This is a genomic window from Hahella sp. CCB-MM4, from assembly GCF_002260525.1.
Lineage (GTDB): Bacteria > Pseudomonadota > Gammaproteobacteria > Pseudomonadales > Oleiphilaceae > Hahella.
The window spans coordinates 73,702-92,416 of the sequence record NZ_MRYI01000004.1 but is presented as its reverse complement, the minus strand read 5'-3'; the positions used below and the strand labels follow the sequence as shown (position 1 = coordinate 92,416).

16 protein-coding genes are annotated in these 18,715 nt (G+C 49.6%); 9 read left to right on the top strand and 7 right to left on the bottom strand.

The window, feature by feature from the left end:
* The first annotated feature begins 22 nt into the window (after positions 1-22).
* The 5 genes from BTA51_RS30890 (at position 23) to sixA (ending at position 4,083) form a co-directional block, all read left to right on the top strand.
* Positions 23-343 (top strand): hypothetical protein, encoded by a 321-nt coding sequence (locus BTA51_RS30890; protein WP_371333182.1) that lies wholly within the window; start codon positions 23-25, stop codon positions 341-343.
* Positions 344-694: 351 nt separating this feature from the next.
* Positions 695-1,873 carry a PP2C family protein-serine/threonine phosphatase gene (locus tag BTA51_RS10190; protein ID WP_094707349.1) on the top strand — a complete coding sequence of 393 codons (1,179 nt, stop codon included), beginning with the start codon at positions 695-697 and terminating at the stop codon, positions 1,871-1,873.
* A 3-nt stretch (positions 1,874-1,876) separates the two neighbouring features.
* A complete protein-coding gene (locus BTA51_RS10185) occupies positions 1,877-2,377 on the top strand; it encodes an STAS domain-containing protein (protein WP_094707348.1) in 501 nt (166 codons plus the stop codon).
* Between the two features lie 137 nt (positions 2,378-2,514).
* Complete coding sequence (locus BTA51_RS10180; RefSeq protein WP_094707347.1) at positions 2,515-3,525, top strand: NAD(P)H-dependent glycerol-3-phosphate dehydrogenase; 1,011 nt, start codon at positions 2,515-2,517, stop codon at positions 3,523-3,525.
* 84 nt (positions 3,526-3,609) lie between these two features.
* Positions 3,610-4,083, top strand: a complete 474-nt coding sequence (gene sixA, locus BTA51_RS10175) for a phosphohistidine phosphatase SixA (RefSeq protein WP_094707346.1) — start codon at positions 3,610-3,612, stop codon at positions 4,081-4,083.
* Between the two features lie 22 nt (positions 4,084-4,105).
* Here the strand turns inward: sixA and BTA51_RS10170 are convergent, their stop codons facing one another.
* Positions 4,106-5,260 (bottom strand): aminotransferase class V-fold PLP-dependent enzyme, encoded by a 1,155-nt coding sequence (locus tag BTA51_RS10170; RefSeq protein WP_094707345.1) that lies wholly within the window; start codon positions 5,258-5,260, stop codon positions 4,106-4,108.
* Positions 5,261-5,407: 147 nt separating this feature from the next.
* Between BTA51_RS10170 and BTA51_RS10165 the strand changes: the two genes are divergently transcribed.
* Positions 5,408-6,301: a radical SAM protein gene (locus BTA51_RS10165; RefSeq protein ID WP_094707344.1), complete on the top strand. Its 894-nt coding sequence runs from the start codon at positions 5,408-5,410 to the stop codon at positions 6,299-6,301.
* A gap of 12 nt (positions 6,302-6,313) precedes the next feature.
* Positions 6,314-6,880, top strand: coding sequence for a DUF1285 domain-containing protein (locus tag BTA51_RS10160; RefSeq protein ID WP_094707343.1), 567 nt, complete (start codon positions 6,314-6,316; stop codon positions 6,878-6,880).
* A gap of 174 nt (positions 6,881-7,054) precedes the next feature.
* On the opposite strand, the gene BTA51_RS10155 is transcribed toward BTA51_RS10160, so the two are convergent.
* On the bottom strand, positions 7,055-8,713 hold the full coding sequence (locus BTA51_RS10155; RefSeq protein WP_094707342.1) for an electron transfer flavoprotein-ubiquinone oxidoreductase: 1,659 nt from the start codon (positions 8,711-8,713) through the stop codon (positions 7,055-7,057).
* A gap of 559 nt (positions 8,714-9,272) precedes the next feature.
* Here BTA51_RS10155 and BTA51_RS10150 point away from each other — a divergent pair.
* Positions 9,273-10,022, top strand: coding sequence for an electron transfer flavoprotein subunit beta/FixA family protein (locus tag BTA51_RS10150; protein WP_094707341.1), 750 nt, complete (start codon positions 9,273-9,275; stop codon positions 10,020-10,022).
* A 2-nt stretch (positions 10,023-10,024) separates the two neighbouring features.
* A complete protein-coding gene (locus BTA51_RS10145; RefSeq protein WP_094707340.1) occupies positions 10,025-10,954 on the top strand; it encodes an electron transfer flavoprotein subunit alpha/FixB family protein in 930 nt (309 codons plus the stop codon).
* A 118-nt stretch (positions 10,955-11,072) separates the two neighbouring features.
* On the opposite strand, the gene BTA51_RS10140 is transcribed toward BTA51_RS10145, so the two are convergent.
* From BTA51_RS10140 to BTA51_RS10120, 5 genes are all read right to left on the bottom strand, one after another.
* Entirely contained in the window at positions 11,073-13,088 is a 2,016-nt protein-coding gene (locus BTA51_RS10140; protein ID WP_094707339.1) for an acetoacetate--CoA ligase, read from the bottom strand.
* A 159-nt stretch (positions 13,089-13,247) separates the two neighbouring features.
* Positions 13,248-14,144 carry a hydroxymethylglutaryl-CoA lyase gene (locus tag BTA51_RS10135; protein WP_094707338.1) on the bottom strand — a complete coding sequence of 299 codons (897 nt, stop codon included), beginning with the start codon at positions 14,142-14,144 and terminating at the stop codon, positions 13,248-13,250.
* Entirely contained in the window at positions 14,141-16,252 is a 2,112-nt protein-coding gene (locus tag BTA51_RS10130) for a biotin carboxylase N-terminal domain-containing protein (RefSeq protein ID WP_168188124.1), read from the bottom strand. The genes BTA51_RS10135 and BTA51_RS10130 overlap by 4 nt, the downstream gene beginning before the upstream one ends.
* A complete protein-coding gene (locus BTA51_RS10125) occupies positions 16,249-17,070 on the bottom strand; it encodes an enoyl-CoA hydratase-related protein (protein WP_094707336.1) in 822 nt (273 codons plus the stop codon). Before BTA51_RS10125 ends, BTA51_RS10130 begins: the two co-directional genes overlap by 4 nt.
* A 31-nt stretch (positions 17,071-17,101) precedes the next feature.
* Positions 17,102-18,709, bottom strand: a complete 1,608-nt coding sequence (locus BTA51_RS10120; protein ID WP_094707335.1) for a carboxyl transferase domain-containing protein — start codon at positions 18,707-18,709, stop codon at positions 17,102-17,104.
* Positions 18,710-18,715: the final 6 nt, after the last annotated feature.

Sequence of the window (18,715 nt, the reverse complement as noted above, 5' to 3'; positions counted from 1 at the left end):
AAAACTGGTGAGAAAAGCTGCTATGACCGCAATCGTGAAGCAGGCAGGCCAGGCGAATCAATTTATTGAAGTAGTTGATGCTGGCGAGTTGGGCATTCGTCAGAGAGCCTTCTTCTTTTCTGAATCTTCTCAGGCAGGACTCGATGAGCCCTCTATACATGCGATGCCCAACGTGCATGGTACCGATGCTGTGAAGAAAGCGGGAGTGTGTCGCTCCTGGGAAGACATAAGAGAGGATGTCATTTTGGCAAATATATCGAAGGCGCTGAAAAAGAGGGTGGTCAAGGACAGCAACTTCCTGTTTGAAAAGGGAGATGCCTCCATGAACCGGGTCCATGATTAATCTGTCCCGGACACCTAATAAGTCGTAAATCGTGTTATCCATATGATTAACGTTTGAATAGTAGAAGTGCGTATAAAATAAGAATTACCCAGTTAGTATGATAATTCTAATTTTTGTCATTATGTTGCATTTGTAAGTTGCAGGTCGACTGATAGTCCGCTAAAAACAAGTATATAATCCTTTGTTTTTGAACATTTGGTTGTCTAAGCCACAAAGACATCAATTCAGGGTATATCAGTAAGGTGTTTTACACCTTCGGATCAAGAAACGACCTGACTATATTTGAGCGTAATAGTGACAAAAATAGTGGCTGAGACACAATAACAATCAGGAAATATCGGCAAAATAGCTATGGCCGACCTTGAGGAAACTCTCATTATCATTGATGCTGATGCTGAATCAGCTCGACATCTCAAAGAGCATCTGGACTCCCAGGGGTTCTATGTAGAAATTTTTAGCACCTTGGCTGAATTTACTCCTAAGCTCGAGGATCTCTCTCCGGATCTCGTCATAGGGGATCTTCCTACGGGTGAGCTTTCCACTGTTGCCAGACTTGTTGCCCCCATGAGGCCCCGTCCCCCCTTGATCGTCATGAGTCAGGATGTCAGCTCCGGACATATTTTGTCTGCGTTACGAGCAGGCGCTGCCGGGTTTGTGGCGAAACCCATGATAGATACCATTGATATCGATCATTCCATTTCCAGGCTTATGGAGCGGGTGAGGCTATCACGGGAAAATCAGCAGTACAGGCTGGAGCTTGAGCAGGCAAATAAAAGCCTGAAAGCGGGCTTGGAGGAATTGCAGGCGGATCACCGGGCTGGTCGGCAGATTCAGATGAAGATGTTGCCGGAGCATAATCTGGAATTTTCCAACATCACATTTGATCACTGTATCAAGCCTTCCCTCTATCTAAGCGGCGATTTCTTTGACTATTTTCCAGTCAGTGATACCCAGGTAGCGTTTTATTTTGCAGATGTCTCTGGTCATGGGGCCTCATCTGCTTTCGTTACCGTGCTGTTAAAAAATCTGACAAACCGACTGCAAAGAAACCTGCGCCGTCATTCCAGTGATGATGTGCTTTATCCGGACCGGTTCCTGGCCCGGGTGAATACAGAGATCCTTGAGACGGACATGGGCAAGCACCTGACTATGTTTGCCGGCATTATTGATACGGAATCCCGCACCCTGACATATTCAGTCGGTGCTCATTTTCCGATGCCAATACTGTCTGTGAACGGGCATAGCCGTTATTTGGAAGGTAAGGGGCCACCTGTGGGACTATTTGATGATCCGAAGTTTCCACTATATAAGGAGCATCTTGCCCCCGGATTTTCGCTGGTGGTGTGCTCAGATGGGTTGTTGGAAGTGATAAATGCCAAATCCCTAGCAGAAAAAGAAGAGTGTCTTCTTGAAACCGTACAGTCTGCGAGTCACACTATAGCAAGTTTAGAAAAAGCATTCAGGTTGGATTGGGTGACCGAGCTGCCTGATGATATAGCCATAGTGTCCATACTGGAATCAGCGGTGTAATTGATGTCCGGGTATAAAATACTCCAGGCAGAGCAGCAGGGTATCTACGTTCTTAAGTTCATCGGAGAAATCCGGTTGTATCTTTGTTCTACCCTGGATCGTTTAATCGATCTGATGAAAGACGATGCCAACTTTCTGACAGTTGTCATAGATCTGACGGAAACGTCAGTGGTTGACAGTACAACGCTTGGTCTGTTGGCCAAGATTGGCATTTTTGCGCGTAAAAACAACAAGCTGCTGCCAACGATTATCTCAACTAATCCTGATATCACCCGATTGATATACTCAATGGGGTTTGATGAGTTGTTCATCATCGTGGAGAAGGCTGCTACGGAAATTGAGCATCTGGATGAAATCCCGATACTGCATGCTTCCGAGCAGGAAGTTCGTGAAAAAGTGCTGGCGGCACACAAAGTCCTGATGGATCTCAATGCCAACAACAGAGAGGCATTTAAAGATCTTGTAAAAGCTCTGGAAGAAGAGCAGGCTCACACTTCTTCTTAATCCATGCCATCCTTTCTTTTATCTTTTTGTCATCTCTACAGAGTACAAGCATGAGTATGAGGCGTTTTATCCGGGTGGTAGAGCGTTTCATGGCTGTAGGACAAAAATAGGGAACTTAATCCAAGAGACGAATTTCTATGAAAATTTCAATATTGGGCGGTGGTAGTTTTGGTACTGCCATTGCCAATATCTCTGCGGCAAACGGTTTTGAGACTACCCTTTGGTTGAGGGACCAGGTAAGGGCTGATGAAATTAATCAGCAGCATGTCAACACCAAGTACCTCCCTGATTCAACGCTTGATGACTCCCTGGTTGCGACAGTAGATATTTCTGCCGCTGTCCGGAATGCGGATCTGGTTTTTGTTTCTGTTCCCAGTAAGTCCTTCCGCAAGGTGGTGCAGGAGGCCAAGGAGTATAGAAAAGAAGGTCAGTACTGGATCAGTACGACAAAGGGGATTGAAGAATCAAGCTTTTCACTAATGAGTGAAATTTTGACCGGTGAGCTGGCAGGTAATGAGGTTGGTGTGCTCAGTGGGCCTAATCTGGCCAAAGAGGTTGCCAGGGGGTGTCTGACGGCAACCGTGATTGCGAGCATCAGTGAGGATTTAAGAACAAAAGTGCAGGCGGCGCTCAGCAGCTCCAGTTTCCGCGTCTATGCCAATACTGACATGTATGGTGTCGAGCTGGGAGGTGCGCTGAAGAATATCTATGCCATTATCTCAGGTATGGCGGCAGCGATGGATCTCGGGGAAAACACCAAGGCGATGCTGATTACCCGTAGTTTGGCGGAGATGAGTCGGTTTGCCGTGGAGATGGGAGCCAATCCCATGACATTTTTAGGATTGGCCGGTGTCGGAGACCTGATCGTGACCTGTACTTCTCCTCTCAGTAGGAATTACCGGGTCGGATATGCTTTAGGGAAAGGAGAATCTCTGGAGGAGACGGTCGAGAACCTTGGTGAAGTGGCAGAAGGTGTGAATACCACCCGTATTACGCATATGAAGGCCACAGAAATGCAGGTGGAAATGCCACTGGTGAAAGGTTTGTATAAAATTATTTACGAAAATGTTGCTGTCGATAAGGTCATCACCCAGTTAATGTTGCGCGAGCAAAACAGTGATGTAGAGTTTGTCTTGCCTCGTACCTGATGCCATCAAACCTCTTATTCATGACGCTGCTGGAGGCTTGAGGATGCCTCAAGGAAGGAATGTATTGGTTATTAAGGAAGGTTTATGAGTTATTTTTTTATTATGCGGCATGGTGAAGCCGAAATGCATGCAGCTTCCGATTCAGAAAGGGAGCTGACACCTTACGGTTTGGCCTATACGAAGCAGGTGGCAGAGCAACTTGCTGATTTACTGGAGAGACTGGAGATAGGCTCTCTGGTTGTGCTGCATAGTCCATTCACGCGTGCCAGACAAACTGCCAAGGCTCTGGAAACATCTTTGCCTGGCATAAAGAGTTCCATATGCCTGGAATTCGCCACTCCGGACGATGACCCGAATGACTGTTTCGGTAAGCTCGACACCTATACGGACGAAAGTTTTGTGCTAGTCAGTCACATGCCATTAGTGTCGTCGTTGGGTTCTCTGCTTGAACATGGCAACCTTTACCATGGCCAGGGTTTCCATACCAGCGAGATACGTGCCTATTCTGCTGATATCTGGGGCAAAGGTTGCGGTCAGATGGTTGGTCGACTTTATTAGTCTTAACCCTCTGTTTCGACATTTATCTTAAGGCTGTTTCCAGTCTTTCACAGGCTGCAGCAAGCTTTTCGTCCGGGGTATAGAAGTGAGGGGAAAATCTGATGCCTCCACCTCGGGCTGCACATAAGACATCCAGACTATTTAAGGTATCGAAAAGATGTCGGCTGTCCCGTGAGGAGTGGCGGAAAGTCAGGATGCCGGCATACCTGCTGTTGGCAAGATCAGTGACAAGACTGATGCCGGGAATTGCCTGAAGGTGGTCTGCGAGCGTTTTAACCTTGTTTTTTACCAGGTCTTCAACGACCTCTATTCCTACTTCGAGTAGCAGTCCGACACTTTCATTCAAGGCGTGGGTCGCGAGCATATTCGGACTCCCGCATTCAAACCTGATCGCGGTGTCTGCGGGTTCCCAATCGTGGCGGTCAAAATTGCCTCGATCCTTAACCATGTGCCAACCGAACTGATTCAGTTTCAAGCTGTTGAGCGCGTCTTTCTTGACGAAGAACAGCGCTAAGCCTTCTGGGCCCAGCATCCACTTGTGGCCGTCAGCCATGAGAAAATCAATCTTGTCCCTTTGGACGTCAACTTTGCAGGCCCCTACCGATTGGATCGCGTCAACGCAGAATAAAATATTCCTGCTTTTGATTTCGTTCCCGAGTAGCGTCAGGTCAAGTTTCAGGCCGGTGCCGTATTGTATGGAGCTCACAGAGACTAGGCGCGTGCGCTGGCTGAGGCATTTCAATATGGCCGATTCAGGATCTTCCGCGGTGTTCAAGTCTGTCACTTTAACGACAACCCCAAAACGATCCTGCAGTGATTCCCACACGATTCTGTTGGAAGGGAATTCCTGGTTGGTGATCACAACCTCATCGCCAGGGGACCAATCCAAACCGTAGGCGACGATTGATAGTGCTTCAGAGGTGTTCTTGCTTAGTGCAATTTCCGAGACAGAGGCTGCATTGATCAACTTTGACAGTCTAAGCCGTAACTGATTCTCGGTTTTCAGCCAATTCAGGTAATTCTGAGAGCCCAGATACATGTTCTCATCAGAAAAGCGCTTGATCGCGTATACCGAACGCATAGGCCAGGGGCCAACGGCTGCATGATTTAGGTGAATCAGGTGTTGCTCGAGCGGGAATTCTGTGCGGAATAGGGTGTCGAGGGAATTTGTCGTCATGGTAGTTCCTGGCAAGTCGACACGGCTGTGACATAAGAGAAGTCATTCACAATGTGGCTCCAGTCAGCCTGTCAGACGTTATAAATCCTTTTGGAGCCGCTATAATGCCGTATCAAACTAACTGAAAAGACGAAAGACCTCAATCGAATGTCTGCCATACCATTTAGCTACATAGAACCTGTGTTTCGACCACCCAGTGAAGCTGGCTCTTTTATCCTTCAGGTGACTAATGGTTGCTCCTGGAACAATTGTACGTTCTGCGAAATGTATACCGCACCGCAAAAGAAGTTTAAGCCAAAACAGGAAGATGTTGTGCTGGCTGAAATTAAGGCTGCTGCAGCAATGGATCCCGGAGTACGCAGAGTGTTCCTGGCCGATGGTGATGCGATGGTTCTTTCATTCCGGCGACTGCGGCAGATTCTTGAGTGGCTGAATGAGTTTTTTCCAAATCTGCAGCGGGTCTCTTCATACTGTCTTCCGCGGAATATTCGTAAAAAATCTGTGGCCGAGCTTGCTGAGTTACGCTCACTTGGTCTGGATATTCTCTATGTGGGAGCAGAATCAGGAGATGACCTGGTTCTGGATAAAGTGCAGAAGGGTGAAACCCAGAAGTCCACGGTGGAGGCATTGCTGAAAATCAAGCAGGCAGGCTTGAGAAGTTCCGTCATGATCCTGAATGGACTTGGAGGGCGTCGATACTGGCAGCAGCATGCTGTAAATAGTGCTGAAATGGTGAATCAGGCTCAACCAGATTATCTTTCCACGCTGGTAGTGAGCTTTCCGCTTGGCGAGCAGCGGCTAAGGTCAGACTTTGAGGATTTCGATATGCCGACGCAGAAAGAGCTCTTCAAAGAAGTGAGGTTGTTTCTGAGTAAAACGGAACTCTCCAAAACCATTTTTCGCAGTGATCATGCTTCAAATTATCTGGTGCTGAAAGGCGTGTTGGGTAAAGACAAAGCGTCTATGCTGGAGAAACTGGATCTGGCTATAGAGCATCCAGAACTGGTGCAGTTACGGCAGGAATGGCAGAGAGGTCTGTAGGAGGATAGTTAGTTGCAAAAAAGAACGCCTGAAGAATTAGCCAGTCTGTTGGATCAAATCAGCAGTACGAGAAAGCCTCCCGTCGAGAACTGGCATCCGGAAATAGAAGTGGATATCGAGATGTCCATTAATCGGCAGGGCGAATGGTTCTATGAAGGGCGACCGATTGCCAGAGAGGCGATGGTTAAATTGTTTGCATCAATCCTCGTGCGAGAGCCTGATGGAAATTACTACCTGAAAACGCCTGTGGAGAAAGCGCGCCTGACAGTGGAGGATTCTCCATTTGTTGTGACCGGCATGGAAGAGTATCTGGATGATAAGGGGCGGGACGCGATCGTCTTTACAACGAATATTGGCGAAAACGTTGTTCTTTCCAGGGAGCATGGTTTAAGAGTCAGTTTTGATGATGAGACTGGAGAAACGATTCCCTATCTCCAGCTGGACAGGGGGCTCGAAGCTCGGGTGGGACGTAACATATTTTATGAGTTGGTCGAGCTGGCCACTCAGCAGGAGAGTAACGGCGTAACTACTCTGACACTGGTGAGCCAGGATGACTCTTTCTTTCTTGGAAAATTTTAGTGGGTTTGGAAAGCTTTACGGGTCTGAATAGTTTTCGCTGGCCGGGTGATTCCGGAAGGCTTGTTTGGTTTTAGAAAACCTTCCTGGCTATAGAGGGTTCTGTTCCGGCCCCGATCTCTTAAGCAGAAATAAAAAAGGCAGCGTAACGCTGCCTTTTCCATTTATGTGCCCCGGTTACATATTGGGGTAGTTTGGACCGCCGCCGCCTTCAGGCGTTACCCACACGATGTTCTGGGTAGGGTCTTTAATATCGCAGGTCTTACAGTGAACGCAGTTTTGAGCGTTGATCTGGAAGCGTTTGTTGCCATCCTCGCCTTCAACGACCTCATAAACTCCCGCAGGGCAATAGCGCTGCGCTGGTTCGTCGTATTTCGGCAGATTGTAGTTGATCGGCACGTCTGCGTCCTTAAGCTTCAGGTGGCAGGGCTGATCTTCCTCGTGGTTGGTATTGGACAGAAACACGGAGGTTAATCTGTCGAAAGTCAGCTTATTATCCGGTTTGGGGTAGCTGATTTTCGGACATTCGCTGGCAGGTTTCAGCACTTCGTGATCCTTTTTGGTGTCACGGAATGTGATAGGCAGGCTGCCGCGAAGAATGTTTTGTTCAAAGTATGCGACGGCACCGCCCATAATGTTGCCGAACTTGTGCATGGCGGGGCCAAAATTGCGCTCATCATAGAGCTCTTTATACAGCCAGGAGGCTTTGAATTTATTGGTAAATGCCGTGAGGTCTTCTTTACCTTCTGAGCCGGCTTTCAGGGCTTCAAAAACTGCTTCGGCGCCCAGCATGCCAGACTTCATTGCCGTGTGTGAACCCTTGATCTTTGAAGAGTTCAGGGTGCCTGCATCACAACCCAGGAGAAGGCCCCCGGGGAAGGTCATTTTGGGTAGTGAATTGAATCCGCCTTTGGCAATCGCTCTTGCGCCATACGCGACTCTTTTGCCGCCTTCGAGATACTTCTTGATCTCAGGATGCAGTTTGAGTCTCTGGAATTCCTCGAAAGGAGACATGTGAGGGTTGGTATAACCCAGGTCTGTAATCAGGCCCACATATACCTGGTTATTCTCCAGGTGATACAGGAAAGAACCGCCGGTCGATTTGCTCTCGGTGAGCGGCCAGCCGGTGGTGTGAATAACGAGGCCTGGTTGGTGTTTGGCCGGATCAACATCCCAGAGTTCTTTGATGCCGATGCCGTAATGCTGGGGATCTTTGCCTTCGCTGAGGTCAAACTTTTCGATCAGCTGTTTGCCGAGATGCCCACGGCAGCCTTCGCTGAACAAAGTGTACTTGGCGTGTAGTTCCATGCCGGGCACATAGCTGTCTTTCTGTTCGCCGTTGTGTCCAATACCCATGTCGCCAGTCAGAATACCTTTTACGCTGCCGTCTTCGTGATAAAGAATTTCAGCGGCAGGAAAGCCGGGGTAGATTTCTGCCCCCATGCCCTCGGCTTTTTCAGCAAGCCAGCGGCAAAGGTTACCAAGGCTGATAATGTAATTGCCTTCGTTATGCATGTTGCGGGGGACAAAGGCGTTGGGGACCTTGATCGCAGATTCAGGGCCGCGAAGAACAAAGATGTCATCGCCGGCAACAGGAGTGTTAAGGGGAGCGCCTTCTTCTTTCCACTTGGGAAACAGTTCATTCAGAGCTGTTGGTTCGAATACGGTACCGGCGAGGATGTGCGCGCCGACTTCAGAACCTTTTTCTACAACACAGACGGTCAGTTCTTGCTCGTTTTCCTGAGCCAGCTGAAGAATTCTGCAGGCAGCAGACAAACCAGCCGGACCAGCGCCCACGATCAAAACGTCAAATTCCATCGATTCGCGTTCCACCATTGATCTCCTTTTAGCTTCACAGCTTTAAAAAGCTTTTGGGTATTCTAAAAAGTTTCTGGCAGCACGGCCCTGTACACTCTCATTCTTATTGTGAGCGCCTGAACGATAAAACTAATACGGTTTATCGTGATACATCCTTGATATACTTCGGTGTTATTGTTGTCGGGAGCTCTGGGGTTTTATTGTGTCACCCCTCGATACGGTCCGACCACGCTGTGCTGCAAGTCGTTAAAATCTCAGAAGTATAGAGGATTAAAACATACGTAGCATAACGTATTTTCAACCTCAAACAAACGTTTGTTTGAATTTTTCTCCAAAATCGCCTTTAATAGGTCGGATGCAGTTATCAGGGGAGTAAAAATTTCCCGCCAATTACTGCCGATTCTCTGACCTGTGTGGTTGACCTGCACGAGAGAAGCGTTCAGTATTGGGCTGCTTTGAAAACGCCTGCTGGCGCGTACTGTGTTTAAATTTCTGAATTTAAATCTGAATTTAAAACAGTTACGGATTGCGCCGCATTGGTTCCAATTGAACACATCACAACACAAACGAGGAATCTATGAAGGTTCTGGTCGCTGTAAAACGAGTAATTGATTACAACGTTAAGGTACGAGTTAAGTCAGACAATACTGACGTTGATCTAACCAACATCAAAATGGCAATGAACCCATTCTGTGAAATCGCTGTCGAAGAAGCGGTTCGCCTTAAAGAAAAGGGTGTTGCTACTGAAGTCGTAGTCGTTTCCATCGGACCCAAGGCTTCCCAGGAGCAGATCAGAACAGCTCTGGCACTGGGCGCTGATCGTGGTATCCACATCGAAACTGAAGAGCAGGTTCAGTCTCTGGCGGCAGCCAAACTGCTGAAAGCAGTGGTTGAGAAAGAGCAGCCCCAACTGATCATTCTTGGTAAGCAGTCCATCGATACCGATAACAATCAGACCGGTCAGATGCTGGCGGCGTTGTGTGGTTACGGACAGGGTACCTTTGCTTCAGAAGTGGTTGTTGAAGGCGATAAGGTCAATGTCACTCGTGAAATTGACGGTGGTCTGTTAACAGTTGCTCTAAACCTTCCTGCCGTTGTAACAACGGATCTTCGTTTGAATGAGCCGCGCTACGCATCTCTGCCAAACATCATGAAAGCCAAGAAAAAGCCTTTGGAGACCACGACTCCAGCAGATCTGGGTGTTGATATTGCACCACGTCTGTCTACCGTCAAGGTTGAGGCTCCAGCGCAACGTCAGGCCGGTATTAAGGTCGGTAGCGTGGCTGAGTTGGTTGAAAAGCTGAAAAACGAAGCGAAGGTGATTTAATTATGAGCGTTTTGGTAATTGCAGATCACGATAACAGCGTACTGAAGCCTGCCACTCTGAACGTTGTTGCTGCCGCCCAACAGATTGGTGGCGATATTGAAATTCTGGTTGCAGGTGAAGGTTGCGGGGCAGTAGGTGAAGCTGCTGCGAAAGTTGCCGGTGTCAGCAAGGTATTGGTTGCTGATAACGCTGCCTACGGACATCACCTGGCCGAAAACCTTTCTCTTCTGGTGGCTGAGCTGGGTAAAGGCTATAGCCATATCCTGACCTCCGCAGGCACTACTGGTAAAGACTTCTTGCCTCGTGTTGCCGCTTTGTTGGACGTTGCTCAGGTATCTGACATCATCAAAGTTGAAGGTCCTGATACATTTGTTCGCCCAATCTATGCGGGTAACGCGATTGCTACTGTTAAGTCCAGCGACAGCATCAAAGTGATTACTGTTCGTCCTACCGGATTTGACCCGGTTGCAGCAGAAGGCGGTTCAGCTTCAGTTGAAGCTGTAGGTGCAGCACACGATGCGGGCGTATCTTCCTTTGTTAAGGAAGAGTTGGCCAAATCTGATCGTCCAGAGTTGACCAGTGCCAGTATCGTTATTTCTGGTGGCCGTGGTATGCAAAACGGTGACAACTTTGAAATGCTGTACAAAGTGGCTGATAAGTTGGGTGCTGCTGTTGGTGCTTCTCGCGCGGCAGTTGACGCCGGTTTCGTTCCTAACGATATGCAGGTTGGTCAAACCGGTAAAATCGTTGCTCCTCAGCTGTATATCGCTGTTGGTATCTCCGGTGCAATCCAGCACTTGGCAGGTATGTCTGACAGTAAAGTCATTGTTGCCATCAACAAAGACGAGGAAGCGCCTATCTTCCAGGTAGCTGACTACGGTTTGGTGGCAGATTTGTTCGAAGCAGTTCCAGAGCTTGAGAAAGCTATCTAATCTGTCTTCATAACATATGAAAAAGGAGAGCTATTGCTCTCCTTTTTTGTTGGTGCACTCTGCTGGCATACCTAAACCACCTCTTGTGGAGGTGGTGATTGGCTTGCTTTGTATCAGATCAGCTCTTCAGCTCCGCTATATTTTCAAAGTGATGAAGTGCCTCTGGATTTGCCAGAGCATCCTTGTTCTTTACTTCTTCTCCATGAATGATTTTCTTGACGGCCAGCTCGACAATTTTTCCGCTGATGGTGCGTGGGATATCCGGCACGGCAATGATCTTGGCCGGGACGTGTCGTGGAGTGGTGTTAGCTCTGATAGTCTGTTTGATCTTGCTGATCAAATCATCGTTCAGCTCAACGTCCTGTCTTGTCTTAACGAATAAAATAACTCTTTCGTCGTCTTGCCATTGTTGGCCAACGACAATGGACTCAAGTATTTCGTCCAGCTTCTCCACCTGACGATAAATCTCTGCCGTGCCTATTCTGACGCCGCCAGGGTTCAACACTGCATCAGAGCGGCCGTGTATTATCACGCCGTGTTGGAGTGGCGTTTGCGAGGTTGCCTGGTGCTCTACAACCTCTCCAAAATCACCATGCGCCCAGATATTGGCAAAACGATCAAAATAGGCCTCGTGATACTTTTTGCCATCCGTGTCATTCCAGAAACCTATCGGCATGGAGGGGAACGGAGATTGACAGGTCAGCTCGCCTCTTTCTCCGATAAGAGGTTGTCCTTCTTCATCTGTAAATGCAACGTCCATGCCGAGTCCAAGACACTGGAGCTCTCCCCGATAAACCGGCAGAACTGGATTGCCCAGGGCAAAACAGGAAATGATGTCTGTGCCACCGGAAATACTGCTGAGGCAGATATCGGACTTCACCTCCCGGTATAGATAATCAAACGTCTCGTGAGGCAATGGGGAGCCGGTCGAGAGAAGGGCGTCTAAGGAAGAAAGGTCGTGGGACTTCCCTGGAGACAGGTGTTCTTTTTCGCAAGCACTGTAGAACTTTGCTCCGGCACCGAAAATTCGGATTTTTTCAGCTTCCGCAATATCCCATAAACGATCTGGTTTCGGAAAGAACGGAGAGCCGTCGTAGAGTACCAGTGTGGCGCCAAAAGCCAGACTTGATACCAGCCAGTTCCACATCATCCATCCACAGGTGGTGAAGTAAAAAATGCGATTACTTTGATGAAGATCCGTATGCAGGCCTAGCTCTTTCAAATGCTGCAGGAGTGTTCCCCCAATGCTGTGCACAATGCATTTTGGAACGCCGGTTGTGCCTGATGAATACATGATGTAAAGCGGGTCATCAAAAGAGCAGGGTGTAAAGCTTAGCTCGGGTACAGACGTATCAGAATAGATGTCGGCTTCAATATTCATAACCTGATAGGTCAATTCTGATACATTGCTCGAGCCGGCAACCTGAAGGTTTTTGGCAAAGCTCAACCAGATCAGGCCGGAAAGGTTCTCCAGGGATTGAGTGATTTCAGATACCCGGGAACGGGTATCAATGACTTTGCCATTGTAATAGTAGCCATTGCACGCCAGCAAAACTTTGGGTTTGATCTGTCCAAAGCGATCAAGAACCCCTTGCAGGCCAAAATCCGGTGAACAAGAGGACCAGATTGCTCCGATACTGGAGGCTGCCAACATACCTATCACGCTTTCCGCGCAGTTGGGGAGGAAGGCGGCCACTCGGTCACCTTTTTCAACGCCCAGGCGTTTCAATGTGGCGGCTAATTGAGCAACTTTACGGTTGAGTTCTGACCAGGAAATCTCAATGCGCTCTCCAGTTTCCTTATACGAAATAATGGCGGGCTCATCGTTGCTTCTGGACAGCAGGTTTTCCGCAAAGTTTAAGGAGGCGGAAGGGAACCATTTGGCGCCGGGCATGGCGTCAGCGTTTTCGAGGTAAGGTGAGCTTCCTTTCTTTCCCTTTACGCCGAAGTAGTCCCAGATCAGGGACCAGAATTGCTCTTTGTTCTGGACAGACCATTGATGTAACGGCTGGTAGGCTTCCGGTACGTCAGGGTAATGGGCTTTGGCAAAGCGGACAAAGTCCGTCAGACGAGTTTTACTGATTCTTTCCTTGGAGGGTGTCCAGAGTGGTGTGAACGATTCTGGCTGTGACATGATAGCCCCTTGTTGAGGTTGTTCTGTTTGTTGCTGAAAGGGTCGTTTAGTTTGCTGATTCTGGAAAGTAAAGTTAAGTCTTTTTCCTGTCAATGGATCTCAAAGGAATCGTGTTCTTCTTCATATATAGTGCTGATCTGGGTACTAACGTAATGGAGCCTATTTATGAGACAAGGCTGTACCGGCCTTTGATCCATTGGGGCGATTGAGTACGCGCGATATTTTGCTGCCTGCTTCCACCAGCTTATTTATATCTACACCGGTATGGATGCCATTTCCTTCCAGCATGTAGATGACATCCTCTGTGGCGACGTTGCCCGAGGCACCTTTGGCATAGGGGCAGCCCCCTAAGCCTGCAACGGAGGCATCAATAATGCGGATGCCGAGATCCAGGGACTGGTCAATGTTGGCAATTGCCTGTCCGTAGGTATCGTGAAAGTGTACGGCCAGGGTTTCTGCGCCAAGTTCCGGTATCAGGGCTTGAAGTAGTGATTTTGTCTGCCGGGACGTACCGACACCAATCGTGTCTCCCAGCGATATCTCGTGACAACCGAGTTCCCTGAGCTTTTGAGACACTTCAAGGACTGCCTGATGAGAAATATTTCCCTCATAAGGGCAACCCAGTACACAGCTCACATAGCCTCTCACCGGAATATTATGCTGCCGGGCTGCCTCTAATACGGGAATAAAGCGTTCAATGCTTTCTGCGATACTGCAATTGATGTTCTTTTGGGTAAAAGACTCGGAGGCGGAAGTGAATATGGCCACTTCGTCGACATGGCATTTGAGTGCTGCTTCAAAGCCCCTGAGATTTGGAGTTAGGGCGGAGTAGGTCACCCCGGTAACCCTCTCTATCAGATCAAATACCTGCTCTGAGTCAGCCATTTGCGGCACCCATTTGGGAGACACAAAGCTACCGGCTTCAATATGCGTAATGCCTGATTTGGCTAGGTCATTGATAAGCTCGGCTTTCTGCTGAGGTGTCAGAGGTGTTGACTCGTTCTGTAGACCGTCCCGAGGGCCGACTTCAACAATTTTAACCTGTGGAGCACTCATCCTGTTGTACCAGTTTGTGCGTTGTTTTGGGGTAAATCCAGGTCTTGTGACGATAGAAACTCGATCAGCAGTTGCTGAGCGGAAACTGTTTCTTTCTCGCGGCATAACAATCGGTTCACCACACCCTGGTCTGGCGCTTTGATCGTATGTTCCATCTTCATGGCCTCCATGACCACAAGGGCCTGGCCTTTCTCGACGGTTGCTCCCTCGTCACACAGAACCTTAACGATGGTGCCTCCCATGGGGGCGGAAAGCGCATTTCCCTGGTGATCACCATGGTGCTGAACGAGGGTGCTGTCATCCGGAGTTTCCAGAGTGACACCGTACCCGTCGACGAACACTACTATTTGATTGGTATCGATAAAATAGTGGTATTCCCGGAGCTTGCCATCCGCTCTGATCGTCAGGGTATTCTCAGACACGATATCGAAGTCAATTTCTGTTGTCTGGTGATCGAAGGAAAGGCTAAATGATCCCTTTCTTTGTCCGAAGGAACGGGGGGAGTGGATGCTCGTCGTTAAATTTTCATTATTCAGCCAGAACTCAAACGTGGCTGTTCGCTGTCCGTTCATGCTCCACAAGTCGGCGGTATTCCAGGGGCTCGAATCAAAAGTCTCATAGCGACTGGAACCAAGCTGTTGTGATTTGAGATTCCAATGCAGTGCGGTGACGACCCCCATCAGATCGGAGTCAGGCTCGATTGCCGGAATGAGGTCCGGCTCGTTTTCGGCAATAAAATTCGTTGAAAATCTGGCGGCTACAAAGTCAGGGTGCTCAAGCGTTTTAACCAGAAAACCATTGTTGGTTTCCACTCCGCTGATCAGGGTATGCCGAAGCTTTTCAGCTAAATAGGCGACAGATTCCTCTCGTGATGGCCCCCACGCAACCACTTTGGCGATCATGGGGTCATAGTGTTGGGTAATACTGTTGCCGGCTTCAATGCCGCTGTCCACCCTGAGAAATCTAGCGCGGGACTCTGCAGGCTGTTCAAAGGATTGGTGTGGTTGTTCAAAAAAGTAGTGCGGTTCGGGAAAAGTCACCTGTTTAAGGTGGCCGATGCTCGGCAGAAAATTGTTTTCCGGACTTTCCGCATAGAGCCTGACTTCTACTGCATGCCCTTTGATGCTGAGGCTTTCCTGGTCCAGAGGCAGTGATTCTCCCCGGGCGATACGGATCTGCCATTCCACCAGATCCTGACCGGTAATCAGTTCGGTGACAGGGTGTTCCACTTGCAGCCGGGTATTCATTTCCATGAAATAGAAGTTTTCCTGGTAATCGACCAGAAACTCAACTGTGCCAGCGCCCCGGTATTGAATCTTGCGGCCACAATCCAGCGCAGCTTCTCCCATAAGTCTTCGGGTGTTTGCACTGAGGTTGGGAGCGGGGGCTTCTTCAATCACTTTCTGATGGCGGCGCTGTATTGAGCAGTCTCTGTCAAACAGATAGACGCCGTTACCCTGACTATCAAAGAAGACCTGAACTTCGACATGGCGAGGCTGGATGATGAGTTTTTCCAGGAGTACCTTGTCATCCCCAAAGGCATTTAGTGCCTCTCTTTTGGCCGCCTGTAGTGCATCCTCGAACTCGGAGGCAGCTTCTACCGCACGCATACCTTTGCCGCCGCCACCGGCGCTTGCTTTGATGAGTAGCGGAAAATCGATCTTTTGTGCTTCTTCCAGCAGAAAGGCGCTGTCCTGGTTTTCGCCGTGGTATCCCGGCACCAGGGGAACACCGGCTTCGTCCATCAGTTTCTTTGCAGCGGCTTTATCGCCCATCGCAGAAATAGATGAGGCGAGGGGGCCTATGAACGTAATGTCGTTATCGATGCAGCGTTGAGCAAAATCCGCGTTTTCGGAGAGAAATCCGTAGCCGGGGTGAACTGCGTCAATTGAGTGGGTTTTGCAGATTTCAAAGAGACGGTCCTGATTAAGATAGGTGTCTTTAGGGCTGGTTCCCGGCAGTGCGTACGCTTCATCTGCAAACTGTACAAAAGGGGCATTGCGGTCAATATCTGAATAGACCGCGATGGTGGTAATTCCCATTTTCCGGGCTGTCTTCATTACCCGCAGAGCAATTTCGCCCCGGTTAGCCACCAATAGTCGTTTCATGGCTGGTCTCCTGCGTGGGCCCATTGGGGCGACCGTTTTTCCAGAAAGGCTTTCAGTCCTTCCTGTCCTTCCTCGCTAACTCTGAGCTCGGCGATCAGTTCACTGGTATAGACGAGAGTTTGCTCCCCGATAGGATGGTTCTGGATCATGTTGAGCAGCTGTTTGGCGCTGGTCAGGGCATTAGGGGCGTTATTCAGAATCTGTTTGCATAGATTGGAGGTGGTTTCCTGAAGTTGGTCATCGGAAACAACTTCGTGGAGAATGCCGAGCTGTTTGGCCGCTTCGGCATTTATCAACTCGGCGGTTAGCGTATAGCGACGCATATTGCGGGCACCGATTACCCGGTTTACATAAGGGCTGATCACTGAGGGGACCAGACCCAGTTTGACTTCACTCAGGCAAAATTTTGAGGACTGGGTGCCTATGGCGATATCGCAACAGCAGATCAATCCAAGTGCGCCACCAAATGCACCTCCCTGAACGCGGGCGATGGTCGGTTTGGGGAACTTGTAAAGGGTATCCATCAAGAAAGCGAGTCGATTGGCATCGGCCAGGTTTTCTTCATAACTGGCTTCCCCCATGCTTTTCATCCAGTGGAGGTCAGCGCCTGCCGAGAAGTGCTTACCGTGCCCGGCGATCACAAGAACCCGCACGGTATTGTTGGATTTAAGTTCCTCTAAAGAGCGTATCAGTTGCTCGATCACCTCGGCGTTAAACGCATTGGATTTCTCAGGACGGTTCAGTGCCAGTGTGGCAACTCCATGCTCAATCTGAAGGGTAACGAGGCTGTCATCAGTATCGAAATTGGTGTTACTCATATCGAAAATCCTTAGTGATTGCGTCCAGAGCTTACATTCTGAAGACACCGAATTTGGTGTCACTAATTGGAGCGTTAAGGGAGGCGGAAATCGCCAGTCCGAGAACCCGTCTGGTGTCAGCCGGCGCGATAATGCCGTCGTCCCAGAGTCTGGCGCTCGCATAATAAGGGTGTGACTGGCGTTCGAACTGTTCTATCGTCGGGGCTTTAAACGCTTCTTTCTCAGCGTCTGTCCAGCTCTGTCCCTGGCGCTTCATGGCGTCTTCTTTGACCTGTGCCAAAACGCCGGCGGCTTGCTCTCCTCCCATAACGGCGATGCGGGCGTTGGGCCACATCCACATAAATCGTGGATTATAGGCTCGGCCACACATGCCATAGTTCCCGGCTCCGAAACTTCCGCCGATCACGACAGTAAATTTAGGAACTTCTGCGCAGGCGACAGCCGTCACCATCTTCGCGCCATGCTTGGCGATGCCGCCTTCTTCATACTGCTTCCCAACCATAAATCCAGTGATGTTCTGCAGGAAGACCAATGGAATCTTGCGCTGGCAGCACAGCTCAATAAAGTGAGCGCCTTTCTGGGCGGACTCGCTGAATAGAATGCCGTTATTGGCGACGATGCCCACCGGATAGCCGTGAATGCGGGCGAATCCACACACGAGTGTCGAGCCAAACAGGGCTTTGAACTCGTCAAAGTCTGAGTCATCCACAATTCGGGCGATGACCTCATGAACGTCATATGGGGTCTTGAGATCAGAGGGAACGACTCCGTCCAGTTCGTTTACGTCATATCTTGGTGGGATCGATGGGGTGGTATCCAGGCTCCCCAGTTTCTTGTGGTTTACCCGTCGGATGGCCTGGCGTGCCAGCATCAGGGCATGTACTTCATCTTCGGCATAATGATCTGCAACACCGGAAGTGCGGCAATGCACGTCGGCGCCGCCCAATTCTTCGGCGGACACCACTTCTCCGGTGGCCGCCTTAACTAGTGGCGGCCCTGCCAGAAATATGGTGCTTTGCCCCTTTACCATGATGCTTTCATCTGCCATGGCGGGAACATACGCGCCTCCCGCCGTGCAAAGGCCGAGAACCACGGCAATTTGGGGAATCCCTTGGGCAGACATTCTCGCCTGACGGTAGAAAATATGGCCGAAATCTTCCTTGCCGGGGAATACTTCATCCTGCTGAGACAGGTTAGCGCCGCCGGAGTCGACCAGGTAGATGCAAGGTAGGCGGTTTTCCTCTGCGATGGTTTGGGCGCGGATATGTTTCTTTACCGTTAACGGGTAATAGGTGCCGCCCTTAACGGTGGAATCGTTTGCGACGATCATGCATTCAATGCCTTCGATTCGACCAATGCCGGCAATCGCCCCTGCCGCCGGTACAGCTTCATGATAGACATCGTGGGCGGCCAATTGTCCTATCTCCAGGAAAGGAGAGCCGGGATCCAGTAACCTGGCGATTCTTTCCCGGGGAAGAAGCTTGCCTTTGGCAAGATGGCGCTCCCGGGCTTTCTCTCCGCCACCAAGCTCGATCGTTGCAACCAATGTCTGCAGGTTGTCTACCAGTCCGGCCATGTGTTCCTGGCGCTTCTGGAATTCTTCGCCTGCAGTGTCTATCTTGGATTCGATGATCGCCATGGAACC